The 14319-nt window shown below is 73.9% G+C and carries 11 protein-coding genes; 5 read left to right on the top strand and 6 right to left on the bottom strand.

The genetic code is table 11. From position 1 onward, the window contains the following. Nucleotides 1–2: 2 nt before the first annotated feature. Both V2J52_RS06755 and dacB read right to left on the bottom strand, forming a co-directional pair. Nucleotides 3–1070 (bottom strand): zinc-dependent metalloprotease, encoded by a 1068-nt coding sequence (locus tag V2J52_RS06755; RefSeq protein ID WP_331226908.1) that lies wholly within the window; start codon nt 1068–1070, stop codon nt 3–5. Between the two features lie 38 nt (nt 1071–1108). Beyond that, nucleotides 1109–2596, bottom strand: coding sequence for a D-alanyl-D-alanine carboxypeptidase/D-alanyl-D-alanine endopeptidase (gene dacB, locus V2J52_RS06750; RefSeq protein ID WP_331226907.1), 1488 nt, complete (start codon nt 2594–2596; stop codon nt 1109–1111). Between the two features lie 56 nt (nt 2597–2652). On the opposite strand from dacB, the gene V2J52_RS06745 reads away from it, so the two are divergent. After that, nucleotides 2653–3186 (top strand): inorganic diphosphatase, encoded by a 534-nt coding sequence (locus V2J52_RS06745; RefSeq protein WP_331227129.1) that lies wholly within the window; start codon nt 2653–2655, stop codon nt 3184–3186. A gap of 194 nt (nt 3187–3380) precedes the next feature. Then, nucleotides 3381–4112 carry a sulfite exporter TauE/SafE family protein gene (locus tag V2J52_RS06740; protein ID WP_331226906.1) on the top strand — a complete coding sequence of 244 codons (732 nt, stop codon included), beginning with the start codon at nt 3381–3383 and terminating at the stop codon, nt 4110–4112. Here V2J52_RS06740 and V2J52_RS06735 read toward each other — a convergent pair. Then, nucleotides 4109–5518 (bottom strand): C40 family peptidase, encoded by a 1410-nt coding sequence (locus V2J52_RS06735; protein WP_331226905.1) that lies wholly within the window; start codon nt 5516–5518, stop codon nt 4109–4111. The two genes, V2J52_RS06740 and V2J52_RS06735, sit on opposite strands and share 4 nt — an antisense overlap. A gap of 417 nt (nt 5519–5935) precedes the next feature. On the opposite strand from V2J52_RS06735, the gene V2J52_RS06730 reads away from it, so the two are divergent. From V2J52_RS06730 to V2J52_RS06720, 3 genes are all read left to right on the top strand, one after another. Then, nucleotides 5936–7261: a bifunctional o-acetylhomoserine/o-acetylserine sulfhydrylase gene (locus V2J52_RS06730; RefSeq protein ID WP_331226904.1), complete on the top strand. Its 1326-nt coding sequence runs from the start codon at nt 5936–5938 to the stop codon at nt 7259–7261. Further along, nucleotides 7258–8463, top strand: coding sequence for a homoserine O-acetyltransferase MetX (gene metX / locus V2J52_RS06725; protein WP_434056384.1), 1206 nt, complete (start codon nt 7258–7260; stop codon nt 8461–8463). The genes V2J52_RS06730 and metX overlap by 4 nt, the downstream gene beginning before the upstream one ends. A gap of 71 nt (nt 8464–8534) precedes the next feature. After that, a complete protein-coding gene (locus tag V2J52_RS06720; RefSeq protein ID WP_331226903.1) occupies nt 8535–9692 on the top strand; it encodes an alpha/beta hydrolase in 1158 nt (385 codons plus the stop codon). On the opposite strand, the gene V2J52_RS06715 is transcribed toward V2J52_RS06720, so the two are convergent. From V2J52_RS06715 to V2J52_RS06705, 3 genes are all read right to left on the bottom strand, one after another. Continuing rightward, nucleotides 9652–10734: a restriction system modified-DNA reader domain-containing protein gene (locus V2J52_RS06715; RefSeq protein WP_331226902.1), complete on the bottom strand. Its 1083-nt coding sequence runs from the start codon at nt 10732–10734 to the stop codon at nt 9652–9654. The genes V2J52_RS06720 and V2J52_RS06715 overlap by 41 nt on opposite strands. A 62-nt stretch (nt 10735–10796) precedes the next feature. Continuing rightward, the gene (locus V2J52_RS06710; RefSeq protein ID WP_434056383.1) at nt 10797–13706 is read right to left on the bottom strand and encodes an FAD-binding and (Fe-S)-binding domain-containing protein; all 2910 of its coding nucleotides are present in this window, start codon (nt 13704–13706) and stop codon (nt 10797–10799) included. After that, nucleotides 13703–14287 carry a nucleotidyltransferase family protein gene (locus V2J52_RS06705; protein ID WP_331226901.1) on the bottom strand — a complete coding sequence of 195 codons (585 nt, stop codon included), beginning with the start codon at nt 14285–14287 and terminating at the stop codon, nt 13703–13705. Before V2J52_RS06705 ends, V2J52_RS06710 begins: the two co-directional genes overlap by 4 nt. Between the last annotated feature and the right edge of the window lie 32 nt (nt 14288–14319).

The following is a 14319-nucleotide window of genomic DNA, read 5'->3' as shown; positions in this document are numbered from 1 at the left end:
GCTCAGCCGTGGACCCGCTGCACCCAGCGGGCCGGGTCGGCGATCTCCGCGGCGGTGGGCAGCAGCGGTGCAGCGGTCCAGACCGCGTTGAGCCCGTCGTGCCCGACGAGGTCGACCACCCCGCGGACGAAGCCGGCGCCGTCGCGGTACTGCGCGATCTTGGCGTCCATCCCCGAGAGGCGCCGCAGCATGATGTCGAGCAGCCCGGTGCCGTCGCGGCGCTTCTCGAACTGCCGCCGGATCCGGGTGACCGAGGGCAGCACCCGGGGGCCGACGGCGTCCATGACGACGTCGGCGTGCCCCTCGAGCAGCGACATCACCGCGACCATCTCGCCGAGCTGCTCCCGCTCCGCCTCGGAGAGGAAGCCGTCGACGAGCGGGCCGGCGAGGGAGGTCGCCCCGTCGCGGGTGGAGAGCGCCTCGACGACGGCCCGCAGCGTGCTGCTGATCCGCTGCGCACCGCTCTCCGGCTCGGACACCGTGGTGATCATCGACCGCATCCGCGAGGAGAGGTGGTCGGCGAGCCACGGCGCGGCGGCGAACTGCACCGCGTGGGTCTGCTCGTGGAGGCACACCCAGGTGCGGAAGTCGAGGGCGTCGAGGTCGAGCTCGCGCTCGACGTGGAGCACGTTGGGCGCCACGAGCAGCAGCCGGCCGGCGGGGTCGTCGACGCCCTGACCTGGGACCGCGTCCGCCGGCGTGAAGGGGTCGTACTGGCCCAGGACCTTGCTCGAGAGGAAGGAGAGCATGATGCCCAGCTCCTCCCCGCCGAGGCGGGCAGCACCTGGCAGCTTCGCCTCGGGCAGCAGGCCGCCGGTGAGGTGGGCGAACATCGCGATGTTCGCCTCCGCCCAGCGGGCGCGGTCGACCACGTAGACCGGTCGCTGCGCGGCCCGGGCGGCGGCGTCGTCGAGACCCGTGATCGAGGCGACGTGCGCCGGCGCCTGTCCGGCGGCCTGCCGCAGCACCCGGACCAGCCCGTCGAGCTCGGCCCGCCCGGCCCGCGGCCCGGGCCGGGCCAACGACGCCGCTCGTCGCTCGGCGGCCTGCCAGTTGATCGGTGCGCTCATGGCCTCAAGGTACGCGACGCCCGCTGGCGGGCACGCGGTCAGCGGCAGCCGCAGGCGGCGAGCTCGTCGGCCCAGTCGTCGATCGCGGCCCGGGCCGGGCCGACGCCACCGAGCTCGAGCTCGTCGGCGAGCACCGCGAAGACCAGCAGCCGACCGTCGGCGTCGAGCACCAGCCCGGTGAGGCTGGCGACGGTGGTGAGGGTCCCGGTCTTGGCGCGCAGCACGCCCGCGGCGGCCCCGGCCATCCGGTCGCGCAGCGTGCCCTCGAGGGCGGCGACGGGCAGGCCGGCGACCGCGCCGTGAAGCTCGGGGTGCTCGGGGTCGAGCGCGGTGCTCACCACCTGCGCGAGGGTCTGCGCGGGCACCTGGTTCTCGATGAGCAGGCCGGAGAGGTCGGCGAGGACCAGCCCGTCGGTCTCGATGCCCAGCGCGGCGAGCCGGTCTGCCACCGCCCGGGTCGCTCCGGCGAAGCTCGGTTCCTCGTCGTCGGCGAGCGCGACGAGCCGGCCGAGCACCTCGGCCACCGAATTGTCCGACACCGCGAGCATGTGACCGACGACGTCGGCCAGCGGTGCCGAGGTCACCGCGGCCAGCTCGGTCCCGTCGGCCGGCGCGACGCCCCGGCCGACCTCACCGGTGACCTCCACCCCGGCGCCGGCCAGCGCCTGCGCGAAGGCCTGCCCAGCGGCGAGCGCCGGGTCGCCGACGTACCCGCCGGCCGCCGCGAGACCGCCATCGACCGCGAGGGGGCCGATGGGCATGACGAAGTCGAAGTCGATGCCGCCCCAGCCGGGTGCGTACCCCGGCCCGCTGAACAACGAGTCGTCGACCACCACGCTCACCGCGCCGTCGTCCTCGAGGGCGGCCGCGGTCTGCTCGGCGAGCTCGTCGAGCGAGGCCCGGTGCAGGGTGCCCGGCGCGTCGTCCGACCCGCCGGCGGCGAGCAGGATGTCCCCGCCTCCGACGAGCACGACCTGCCCGGGCTCGCCGGCGACGACGCTGGTCCGCAGCTCGTGGTCCGGGCCGTAGGCGTCGAGCGCCGCGAGCGCGACGAGCAGCTTGAGGGAGGACGCCGGGGTCCGTGGCGTGGTGCCGTCGATGTCGACGAGCGTCTCTCCGGTGAGGGCGTCCGCCACGACCACGCCCACCGTGCCGCCGGTGCGCGGGTCCGACACGAGGCGCTCGGCGATCTCGGTGAGTGCCGCGGCCGACGGTTGCGGCACGGCCGGGTCGAGCGTGGCCAGGTGCCGGGCAGCCGGCGACGCGCTGATCGCCGGGAAGGGGGCGGGCTCGGGGACCGCCGGCGCGGTCGTCACCGGCCCGGGGACCACGTCGAGCGCGTCCGCCACGGCGTACCCGCCGGCCAGGAGGAGCAGCGAGGCCACCGTCGCCGCCAGGCGCCGGTGACGGGCGGGGCTGCGCGCCAGGGCTCGCTCCTTCGGCTCGTCGTGGCTGCCGGACCACGGTCGGGCAGGTCGTGCGCCACAATAGTCCCCAGCATCCGAGGTGGCGTCCAACCGTGGCACCATCGGACGGTATGGCACCCGCGGCCGGCAGTGCCGCGACGACGGAAGGGCATGGCGTGGACTTCGACGTCACGATCGAGATCCCCAAGGGGCAGCGCAACAAGTACGAGCTCGACCACGAGACCGGGCGCATCCGGCTCGACCGCATGCTGTTCACCTCCACCCGGTACCCGGACGACTACGGGTTCATCGAGGACACCCTCGGCGAGGACGGTGACCCCCTGGACGCGCTCGTGCTCCTCGAGGAGCCGACCTTCCCTGGCTGCCTCATCCGGTGCCGCGCGCTCGGCATGTTCCGGATGCGCGACGAGGCCGGTGGCGACGACAAGGTGCTGTGCGTGCCGACCGGTGACCAGCGCGCCTCGTGGCGTACCGACATCGACGACGTCAGCGAGTTCCACCGGCTGGAGATCCAGCACTTCTTCGAGGTCTACAAGGACCTCGAGCCCGGCAAGTCCGTCGAGGGCGCCCACTGGGTCGGCCGCGAGGAGGCCGAGGCGGAGATCCTGCGCTCCTACCAGCGAGCGATCGACCAGAACTATCACGTGCGCCCGGTAGCCCCCACGACCCCCGCCCGCCCCCTCAGCTAACCCCGCCTTCTCCGAGATCGGGTATCTCGGCGAAAGGGCGCGGCAAGAGCTACGGTCTCGGCACCAGATATCAGGCCTCGACAAGCGAGCGCGCGCCGGAAGGTAGCCATTCTCACAGCCTGCCCCGGCGGGGTGGAGCAGGGCCGTGGATACGGTGACAGCGTGACCATCTCCTGCTGCCCCCGCCCTGCCCGATGACCGCACCGCTCCTCCTCGCGATCCTCCTTGGCGGCCTCGCACAACGAGCCACCGGCATGGGGCTGACCTTGGTCTCCGCACCGTTTATCGTCGTCGCGCTCGGCCCGGCGGCGGGCGTGGTGGTCGGCAACATCCTCGGGGTGGTCGCGAGCCTCATGGTGCTCTCGCGGGTGTGGCGCTACGTGGAGTGGCGGATGCTGCGGACGATGGTGCCCTCCGCCCTCGTCGGCGTCCTGGCGGGCACGCTCCTGGCTGAGACGCTCCCAGCGGCATGGGCCCAGGTGCTCATCGGGGTACTCATCCTCCTCGCCCTGTCCGTCTCCTCCATCGTCGCGCGCGTACACCACGTCGAGCGGAGCACGAAGGTCACGGCGATGGCCAGCGCGGCCTCCGGCGCGACGTCTGCCCTCGCCAGCATCGGCGGCCCCGCGATGGCGGTGCTGCGGACCCTGACCCGCTGGGAGCATCAGACCTTCACCGCGACGCTGCAGCCGTTCTTCATCGCCGTCTCCACCGTGACGGTGCTCGTCCGGGTGGGCGCCAACCCGACGGCGTGGCCGGACCTGGGGTGGGGCTGGCTGGCGATCGGGCTGGTGATGGCGGCGGGTGTGGCGCTCGGTGACGTCGTCACCCGGCGCGTGTCCGCCCGGGTGGTCGGAGTCTCCATCACGGCGATCGCGGCCCTGGGCGCCGTGTGGACCCTCGTGGACGGCCTCGCCGCCCTCTAGACCCGGCCGCCGTAGGGCAGCACGTTGGCCCAGTACATCGGCACCAGCTCCACGCTCTTGCCCGGCGACGGCGCATGCAGCCGCATGCCGTTGCCCGCGTAAAAGGCGACGTGGTAGATGCCCGACGCCGCGCCGTTGCTGGAGTAGAAGATGAGGTCGCCCGGCTGCAGGTCGTCGACCGGCACCCGGGTGGTCGCCTGGTATTGCGCCCTGGTGGTCCGCGGGATTGACACGCCGGCCTGGGCGAAGGCGGTCTGGGTGAGCCCGGAGCAGTCGTAGCCGTTCGGACCCGCGGCCGCCCAGATGTAGGGCTTGCCGAGCTGCGTCCGGGCCCAGTCCAGCGCGGCGCGGGCGCCCTGGGACGAGGACGGCGGCGCGGGGTCGGGCGCCGGAGCCGGCGCAGGTGCCGGCTGTGAGGGCGCCGGTGCCGGAGCGGGAGCCGGCGCTGGCGGCGCGGGAGGTGCCGGTGTGCTCGGCGCGGGGGCCGGCCTGTCGGGCGCCGACGGCGGCGTCGTGGCACTGGGCGCCGGCGGCGGCGCTGCCACGGTCGGGGCGTCAGCTGGTGGCGTCGCCGGCCGCTCGACCGACCGGGAGGCGGTCACCTGCGCCCGGACCTCTCGTCGTGCGGCGTCCCTCGCCAGCTGCTCCTCGCGGCGCTGACGCTCGGCGTCGAGCGCGTCCTGCCGCTCACGCTCGAGCGCTGCCGTCGTGCCGCGCTCGTCGGCAAGCTGCTGGACCAGCGACTCGCGCCGGTCGACCGACAGCGCGACCTGCGCCGCGGCACTGTCTGCGGCGGAGCTCGCTGCCTGGGCGGTGGCCGCGACCTCATCCGTAGCACGCTGCTGGGCCGCCTCGGCCTCCCGCGCCCGGCTCTCGAAGGTCGCCGAGACCTGCTCCACCGCCTGGAACCGCTGCAGCGCGTCGTCGGCTCGGCTGCCGAGCCGGTCGACCATCGTCGCGCGGCGCATCGCGTCCTCGAAGCTGTCGGCGGAGAGCAGCGGCTCGATCGGGCCGAGCGCACCGGGGCTCGAGCGGTAGGCGCCCATCGCGATCCGGCCGAGCTCGCCCCGCTGGGTCTCGACCTCGGCGGCGGCCGTGGCGGCAGCCTCGCGCGCCTCGGCGGCGGCCGCGGTCGACGCGACCAGCTCCTCCTCGGCCTGCAGGTAGAGCTCGTTGGCCTGCTGGGCGGCGAGCGCGAGGTCCTGGTGGCGGGCACTGAGCTCGGCCAGCGCGATCTCCAGCTCGGCGATCCGGGCAGTGGTGCGGTCCTCGGCGTCACGCGCCCGGGAGATCTCGTCCTCGCCCGGTGGCGCCGGGTCCGCGGCGGCCGAGGTGATGACGAGCCCGCCGGAGAGTGCCAGGACGGCTGCGAGCGCGAGGGCGCGTCGCCGATCGGTCCGACGCACGAGCTCTCCTCACCTCACGAACACGGGTCGCTGGGTCCGGCGCGGAGCGCAGGCCAGCCACGGACACGGTAGCGCCGAACGTCCCCAAAGGAAACACCTGCCACACCAGTCACAGCAGAACCATCTGCCACAGCAGGTGTGCGGGGGCAAGTCGCTCCGGCGCCCGTCCGCATGGTGGATGGCGCGAGAAGTTGCGTCCCGGCAGGCGAGACGGCCCTTCTAAGCGCGCCGGCCGCTTCCTACGCTCCAAGCATGATCCTGCGAATGTGCCGCTGACCTGCGCACCCTCGCACGCGCCTCAGCCGCCGCCAGCACCGTCGGCCGGTCCGGGCACCGGGCTCACGATGCGCACGCCCCCTCCCCCGAGGTCGGTACGGTTGAGGCCGGCTCGCCCTCTCGCCTGAGCAGGAGTAGATGATGACGAACGAGACCAGCTGGTCCTTCGAGACGAAGCAGATCCATGCGGGCCAGCAGCCCGACGGCGACACCGGCGCCCGCGCGCTACCGATCTACCAGACCACCTCCTTCGTGTTCAAGGACGCCAAGCAGGCCGCGGACCGGTTCGCGCTCGCTGAGCTGGGGCCGATCTACACCCGGATCACCAACCCCACCCAGGAGGCGGTCGAGACGCGGATCGCCGAGCTCGAGGGCGGGGTCGGCGGTCTGCTGCTGGCCTCGGGCCAGTCCGCCGAGCTGCTGGCGATCCTCAACATCGCCGAGGCCGGTGACCACGTGGTCGCCAGCCCCAACCTCTACGGCGGCACCTACAACCTGCTGCGGCACACCCTGCCGAAGTTCGGCATCACGACGACCTTCGTCAGCGACGCCGACGAGCCGCAGGCCTGGCGCGACGCCGTCCAGCCGAACACCAAGCTGTTCTTCGGCGAGTCGATCCCCAACCCCAAGCTCAACGTCTTCGACATCGAGACCGTGGCGGCGATCGCTCACGAGAACGGCGTCCCGCTCGTCATCGACAACACCGTGGCGACGCCCTACCTCATCCGCCCCTTCGAGTACGGCGCGGACATCGTCATCCACTCCGCGACGAAGTACCTCGGCGGCCACGGGACGTCGATCGCGGGCATCATCGTCGACGGCGGCCGCTTCGACTGGTCTGCCGACCCAGAGAAGTTCCCGGGCTTCAACACCCCGGACCCGAGCTACAACGGCCTGGTGTTCAAGGACCTCGGCGCCCCGGCGTACATCCTCAAGGCGCGGGTGCAGCTGCTGCGCGACATGGGTCCGGCGATCTCGCCGTTCAACGCCTTCCTCATCGGCCAGGGCGTCGAGACGCTGTCGCTGCGGATGGACCGCCACATCGCCAACGCGCAGCAGGTCGCGGAGTTCCTCGAGTCCCAGGACCAGGTGACGACGGTCGGCTACCCGGGCCTGCCCTCCTCACCGTGGCACGAGCGCGCCCGCAAGTACGCCCCCAAGGGCCCGGGCGCGGTGCTCACCTTCGAGCTCGCCGGCGGCTACGACGCCGGAATCGCCTTCGTCGACGCACTCACCCTGCACTCGAACGTCGCCAACATCGGTGACGTGCGGTCGCTGGTCATCCACCCGGCGTCGACGACGCACTCCCAGCTCGACGACGCCGCGCTCGCCGGTGCGGGCGTGAGCCCGGGCCTCGTGCGGCTCGCCGTCGGGCTCGAGCACATCGACGACATCGTCGCCGACATCACCACCGGCCTCGCGGCCGCCGCCGCGGTGACGGCCGGCGGAGGTGGGACCGCAGCGTGAGCCCTGAGCAGCGCAGCTGGACCGCGGTGCCCGGCGTCGGGCACCGCGTCCGGGCGCGGGTCGACCCGGGTCAGATCCCGACGAGCGGAGCGTGGCACCCCGAGGGCGGCGCCGGCAACCGCCGGTTCGTCGACCTCGGTGCACTGCCGCTCGAGGCAGGCGGCCGGCTGCCGCACGTCCGGCTCGCCTACGAGACCTGGGGCGAGCTCAACGCCGCCGGCGACAACGCGCTGCTCATCTGCCACGCCCTCACCGGTGACACCCACGTCACCGGCACTGCCGGGCCCGGCCACCCGGACGCCGGCTGGTGGTCGAGGATCGTCGGCCCCGGCCTGGCGGTCGACACCGACCGCTGGTTCGTCGTCGCGGTCAACGTGCTCGGCGGCTGCCAGGGCTCGACCGGGCCGTCCTCTCCCGCGCCCGACGGCACCCCGTGGGGCAGCCGGTTCCCCACTGTCACCGTCCGGGACCAGGTCGCCGCCGAGATCGAGCTGAGCGACCGGCTCGGCATCGGCCGCTGGGCGCACATCGTCGGCGCCTCCATGGGGGGACACCGGGTCCTCGAGTGGGCAGTGATGGCCCCCGACCGGGTGCGGTCGATCGCCGTCATCGCCTCCAACGCGCAGACCTCGGCCGACCAGATCGCCTGGGCCCACCCGCAGCAGGCGGCCATCCGGCTGGACCCCAACTTCCGCGGCGGGGACTACTACGACGCTCCCGACGGGCAGGGTCCGCACGCCGGGCTCGCGCTCGCGCGCCAGATCGCGCACACCACTTACCGCAGCGCCGAGGAGCTCGAGGCCCGGTTCGGCCGGCTCCACCAGCACGCCGAGGACCCGATGCTCGGCGGCCGGTTCGCCGTGCAGTCCTACCTCGATCACCACGGCAACAAGCTCGCGCTGCGGTTCGACGCCAACAGCTACCTCGCCCTCACCTCCTCGATGCTCACCCACGACCTCGGGCGCGACCGCGGCGGGGTGGAGGCGGCGCTCGCCGAGATCCGGGCGGACACGCTGGTGATCGCGGTGGAGTCCGACCGGCTGTTCCTGCCCGCAGAGTCCGAGCGGATCGCCGCCGGCGTCAGCGGCGCCGGACCTGTGCGCTACCTGCGCTCCCCCTACGGCCACGACGGCTTCCTCATCGAGCACGACCAGGTCACCCGGCACCTCGGCGGCTTCCTCAAGCAGGTCTCCCGGCACTGAGCCGCGCCGACCACCGTGCCGCCGGCGCCGGACGCCTGGCGTCACGAGGACGTACCGGCCACGATGGGCTGGTGCCCGACCCCATCTCACCGCTCGATGCCACGACCGGCCCGCCGACCGACGACGGCACTGACGTACCAGCAGCGGTCGACGGCGAGCAGCCGTTCGACCCGGACGCCGCGCTGGCGGGCTTCGCCGCGGCGCCGACCGACCGCTGGGGGCCCGACGTCCTCGGTGCCGGCTTCGAGGCGAGGACGATCGAGCTGCTGCCCGACGACGACGGCCCCGTCGTCGCCACCCTCGTACGCCACCTCCCGGGTGACGACCCCGACGCGCTCAGCTCGCCGGAGCCGCGGTTCACCGTGCTCTACCTGCACGGCTGGAACGACTACTTCCACCAGCGCGAGCTCGCCCGACAGCTGAGCGCGCTGGGCGGCGCGTTCTACGCCCTCGACCTGCGCCGCTACGGCCGCAGCCTGCGGCCGGGCAACCTCCGCGGCTACGTCGAGTCGCTGTCGACCTACGACGAGGACATCCACGGCGCCCGCGACCTCATGCGGCAGGACCATCCCGAGCTGCACGACGTCGTCCTCATGGGGCACTCGACCGGCGGGCTCGTCGCCTCGGTGTGGGCGCACCGGCACCCCGGCGCGCTCTCCGCGCTCGTCCTCAACGCGCCCTGGCTGGACATCCAGGGGTCCTGGTTGCGGACCATGTCGCAGCCGGTGATCGACGGCCTGGCCCGGTTCCAGCCCAAGGCGGTGCTGCCGCTGCGGGACCTCGGGTTCTACAGCCGTACGCTGCGGGGCGCCGTCGACGAGGTCGGCCGGCTGTCACCGGAGCAGGAGGCCGACCCGGCGGTCACCGGCTGGCCGATCGAGTGGGCGTGGCGGGTGACGTCCGGGGCGGTCCGGCCCGGCTGGCTGGCGGCGATCCTCGACGGCCACCGCCAGGTCGCCGAGGGCCTGGAGATCACCTGTCCGGTGCTCGTGCTGGTGTCCGACGCGTCCGTGCTGGCGGCCCGGTGGTCGCCGGAGATGCGCCGCGCCGACACCGTCATCGACGTCGACCTCACCGCCCGCCGGGCGCTGGGGCTCGGGCCGCTGGTGACGATCGTGCGGGTCCGCGACGCCGTTCACGACGTCACGCTGTCGACCGCTCCGGTGCGGTCCCAGGCCTACCGCGAGCTCAGTCGGTGGCTTCGCGCCTACGCCGTGCCCGACGCCTGAGCCCCGGGCGGTGGGAGGTCGCGCGCCGACGCCGGTCGTGGTGGGCCAGCAGCTCGACCCGTGCCTCGTGGAGGCTGGGGCCGTGCTCCCCGAACCGCCAGCCCGCCCAGGCGTCGCCGTCGCCGGGAGCGCCGAGCGCGGCCGCGGCCTGCCCGGGGTCGCCGAAGCTGCGCTCGTCGGCCAGCTCGATGCGGCCGCCCGGGGTGAGGGTCGCCTCGTGACGCACGCCGTGGCGGTCCCAGACGATCACCGCCGCAGCGTCGAGGCTGCGGCCGATCGCCCGCAGGTCGGTCGTCGCTGAGGGGTCGGCGGGCGCCGGCTCAGCGGACGGCGCAGCGTCGTCGGCAAGCTCCGGTCCGACGGGAAGCGCCGGTCCGACGGGAAGCGCCGGTCCGACGGGAGGCGCCGGCTCAGCAGCCGGCCCGACGTCCGGCTGCGGCGGGCGGGGAACGGCGGGCAGCGCAGCGGCGCGGCGGCCGGGCTCCAGCCACGGCAGCCGGGGAGGGGCCGTCCGCACCTCGGTGACGTCGAGGAACAGCCGGCCGCTCGACATCACCCGGGCGACGAGCTCGTGGACGGTCACCCCGGAGCCGGCGAGGGCACTGACGGCGGACCGGACGTCGTCGTCGATCGTCGCGGCGACGACGTGCAGCCGGGCAGCTTCGGGCCGGTGCGGCGGCTGCGACTCCCGGAAGCCGTTCCAGTCACGCCGGAACGCGGCCATCCCGCGCGGGTACATCTCGGCGAGCTCCGCCCACGACGTCTCCGCGGCCCGGCCGAGCCGCGCCAGCGCCGCCACCAGCGTCACGCCGTCGAGCCGGTCGACGACCTCCAGCGTCACCGGCCGGCCGTCGGCGGTGACCGCGGTCAGCCACGACGCACCATCCTCCTGCCGCCAGGCGACCGGGAACACCGGGGCACCGACGAGCTCGAGGAGCTGACCGCGCACGGCGTCGAGCACGGCCGGCTCGACGGGCTCGTCCAGGGTGTGCCCCGCCTGCGCGGGCACCAGACGACCGGCCTCGAACTCGAAAAGCGGCATTCGGCTCCGACCTGACTTCCTGTCGTGCGGGGAAGCCACATTCTCTCACGATCGTCGGCGGGTCAGCGGTCCCCGCTGAGGAGCTGGGCGAGGTGCACACCGCCGCGCCCCACGAGCTGCTCCGCCTGGGTGCGGCAGGAGTACCCGTCGGCGAGGTAGACCGCCTGCGGACCGGCCTCGCGCAGCGCCGGCAGCAGCGCGTTCTCCGCGACCTTCACCGAGACGTCGTAGTGCCCCTTCTCCATCCCGAAGTTCCCGGCGAGCCCGCAGCAGCCGGCCAGCTGGTTGACGGTGGCCCCGGACTTGGCGAGCAGCGCGGCGTCGGCGTCCCAGCCCATGACGGAGTAGTGGTGGCAGTGCGGCTGCGCCACCACCTCGACGCCCTCGAGCGACGGCGGCTGCCAGCGCTCGCCCGGGCCCAGCGGCTCCGGTGCGGTGAGCAGCTCGGCCAGCGTGTAGGTGCCCTCGGCGATCGCGGTCGCGCGCGGGTCGTCGGGGAACAGGTCGACGAGGTCCGAGCGCAGCACCCCGGTGCAGGAGGGCTCCACCCCGATGATCGGGATCCCGGCCTCGACGTACGGGGCGAGCACCGACATCGTCTGCTCGAGCTGGCGGCGCGCGCCGTCGAGCTGGCCGGTAGAGATCCAGGTGAGGCCGCAGCAGGCACGGTCCTGCGGGACGACGACGACGTAGCCGGCCTCCTGCAGCACGCTCACCATCGCCTGCGCGCCGTTGCCGTCGAGCGACTCAGAGAAGCTGTCGGCCCACAGCACCACGGTACGGTCGGTGACCGGTGCCGCCGGCGCATCGCCGACGGTGACCCCTGAGCGCGAGCGCACCCAGCGGGAGAACCGCTCGGTGCTGAACCGCACCATCTGCCGGCGGGTGTCCATCCCGCCGCCGGTCATCACCAGCTTGGCGACCGGCCGCACCGCGAGCACCGCATTGACCAGCCGGGTGATCGCCGGCACCCGGGTGATGAGGTTCGCCCAGCGCGGCAGCCAGCCGAGCGCGTAGTGGTTCATCGGGCGCAGCCGGCCCTTGTAGCTGCGGTGGAGGACCTCGGCCTTGAGCGTGGCCATGTCCACCCCCGCCGGGCAGTCACGCCCGCAGGCCTTGCACGAGAGGCACAGGTCGAGGGAGTCATGGACGGCGGGGCTGCGGACATCGTGGATCAGCGAGCCGTTGGTCAACTCCTGGAGGATCCGCGAGCGCCCACGGGTGACGTCCGTCTCGTCGCGGGTGGCTTGGTAGGACGGGCACATGAAGCCGCCGGAGTCGGAGCTGTCCGCGCGGCACTTGCCGACGCCGGTGCAGCGGTGGACCGCGGTGGTGAAGTCGCCGCCGTCCTTGTGGAACGAGAAGCCGCCGGCGATCGGCAGCAGCTTCTTAGCGTACGGGCGGCGGAGGTCGTCGGTCATCGACACCGGCCGGACGAGGATGCCCGGGTTGAGGCTCTCCTGCGGGTCGAACAGGCCCTTGACCTTGCCGAAGAGGTCGATCGCCGCAGGCGTGTACATCCGGTCGAGCAGCTCGCTGCGGGCGCGACCGTCACCGTGCTCGCCGGAGAGCGAGCCGCCGTAGGAGGCCACGAGGTCCGCCGACTCCTCGAGGAAGCGACGGGCGGCGGGGACCCCGGCGGGGGTGTCGAGCGGCAGGTCGATGCGCACGTGCATGCAGCCGTCGCCGAAGTGGCCGTAGAGCAGGCCGTCGACGCCGTGGCCGGCCATCAGCGCCTCGAAGTCGCGCAGGTAGGCGCCGAGCTTCTCCGGCGGCACCGCGGCGTCCTCCCACCCGGGCCAGCCCTGCGCGCCCGACGGCGTGCGCCCGCCGAGCCCGGCGCCGTCGGCCCGGATCCGCCACAGCGCGCTGGCCTCGGGGCCGGCGGACCTGATCATCACCGCGTCGGTGCCGGCGTCCTTGGCCAGCGACTCGGCCCGGGCCAGCGCCTCGGCCGCGTCGCTGCCGCCGACCTCGACGAGCAGCCAGCCGTTGCCCGCCGGCAGCTCGGGCACCGCGGCGGGGCCGATGTGGCGGCGGACGACGTCGACGAGCCGGGCGTCGATGCCCTCGATGGCGATCGGCTGGTGCGCAAGGAGCCCCGGGACGACGTCGGCGGCGCTGGCCATGTCCGGGTACCCCAGGGCGACGAGCACCGGCGCACCGGGGATCTCCACGAGGTTGACGGTCGCCCCGAGGGTGGTGGCCAGCGTGCCCTCGGTGCCGACGAGCATCTTGGCGAGGTCGGTGCCGTTCTCCGGCAGCAGGTGCTCGAGGCTGTAGCCCGAGACCTGCCGCTTGAACCGCCCGAGCTCGGTACGGATGGTGGCGAGGTCGGCCCGGACGAGCTCCCCGAGGCCGGGGACGACGTCGAGCGCGCCCTTGCCGGCGCCAGCGGTGTACTCGCGGCCCTGGCCGTCGACGACGTCGAGGGAGATGACGTTGTCGGAGGTACGTCCGAATGCGACGGCGCGCGGCCCGCAGGCGTTGTTGCCGATCATCCCGCCGAAGGTGGCCCGGTTCAGGGTGGAGGGGTCGGGCCCGAACCGCAGCCCGTGCGGAGCAGCGGCCCGCTGCAGGTCGCTCATGATGACGCCGGGCTCTACCCGCGCGGTGCGAGCCTCCGGGTCGATCTCCAGGATGCGGTTGACGTGGCGGGAGAAGTCGACGATGACACCGGTGCCGACGGAGTTCCCGGCGATCGAGGTGCCGCCGCCGCGGGAGGTCAGCGGGGCACCGAGCCTTCGTGCCGTGTCGATGGCGGCGCGCGCGCCGTCGACGTCGCGCGGCACGACGACGACGTCGGGCACCACCCGGTAGTTCGAGGCGTCGGTCGAGTACTGGCCGCGGTTGAGGTCGTCGTCGTGGACATCCCCGTCGACGGCGGAGCGCAGCGCGGCGACGAGCTCGGGCCGGGCGGCCCGCTCGTCGGCGGCGGGCAGCGGTGCGGGGCGCGGGTCGGTCGTCGTCACAGGTCTGATCCTTCCATCAAATCTCCGGCCGGAGTCGCCGCGGTCGTTGGTGGCGGTGCCACGTCGATGTCGGCCCCGGTCGCGAGGTCGCCGCACTCGACGGTGGTGTGGGTGTGCGCGCGCAGGTAGCGGCCGGCGCCGTCGTCGTCGGCCAGCTCGGCCAGCAGTGGCGCGAGGTGGCGCCGTGGCAGTACGACGGGGTGGCCGGGCCGTCCGTCGAACACCGACCGCCCGAGGTCCTCGCCGACGTCGTCGAGCACCCGCCGCACGACGGCCCGGCCGATGTCCGGGCAGTCGACGACGTGCACCACGAGCCGCTGCGGCCACGGCTGCAGCGCGATGAGCGCCGCCCGCAGCGAGGCACCGATGCCGCGCTCCCAGTCGGGGCAGTGGATCTCCTCGGTGTCGTCGGGCAGCGGCGGCCGGGCGGCGCCGGTGACGACCGCGACCGGCGCGCAGCCGCCGTCCCGCAGCGCGGTGACGGCGCGGTCCAGCCAGGCCGGGACGAGAATCTTCGGCATGCCGTACCGCGTGCCGGCGCCGGCGGCGAGCACGACTCCCGTGGTGTCGACGTCGACCATGCCACCTCCTGCTGCCGCGGTGCACCGCCCGA

The sequence above is a fragment of the Georgenia sunbinii genome (assembly GCF_036421875.1).
GTDB lineage: Bacteria > Actinomycetota > Actinomycetes > Actinomycetales > Actinomycetaceae > Georgenia_B > Georgenia_B sunbinii.
Note: the sequence above shows the minus strand (reverse complement) of the source record. Positions and strands in the feature narration are given on the sequence as shown.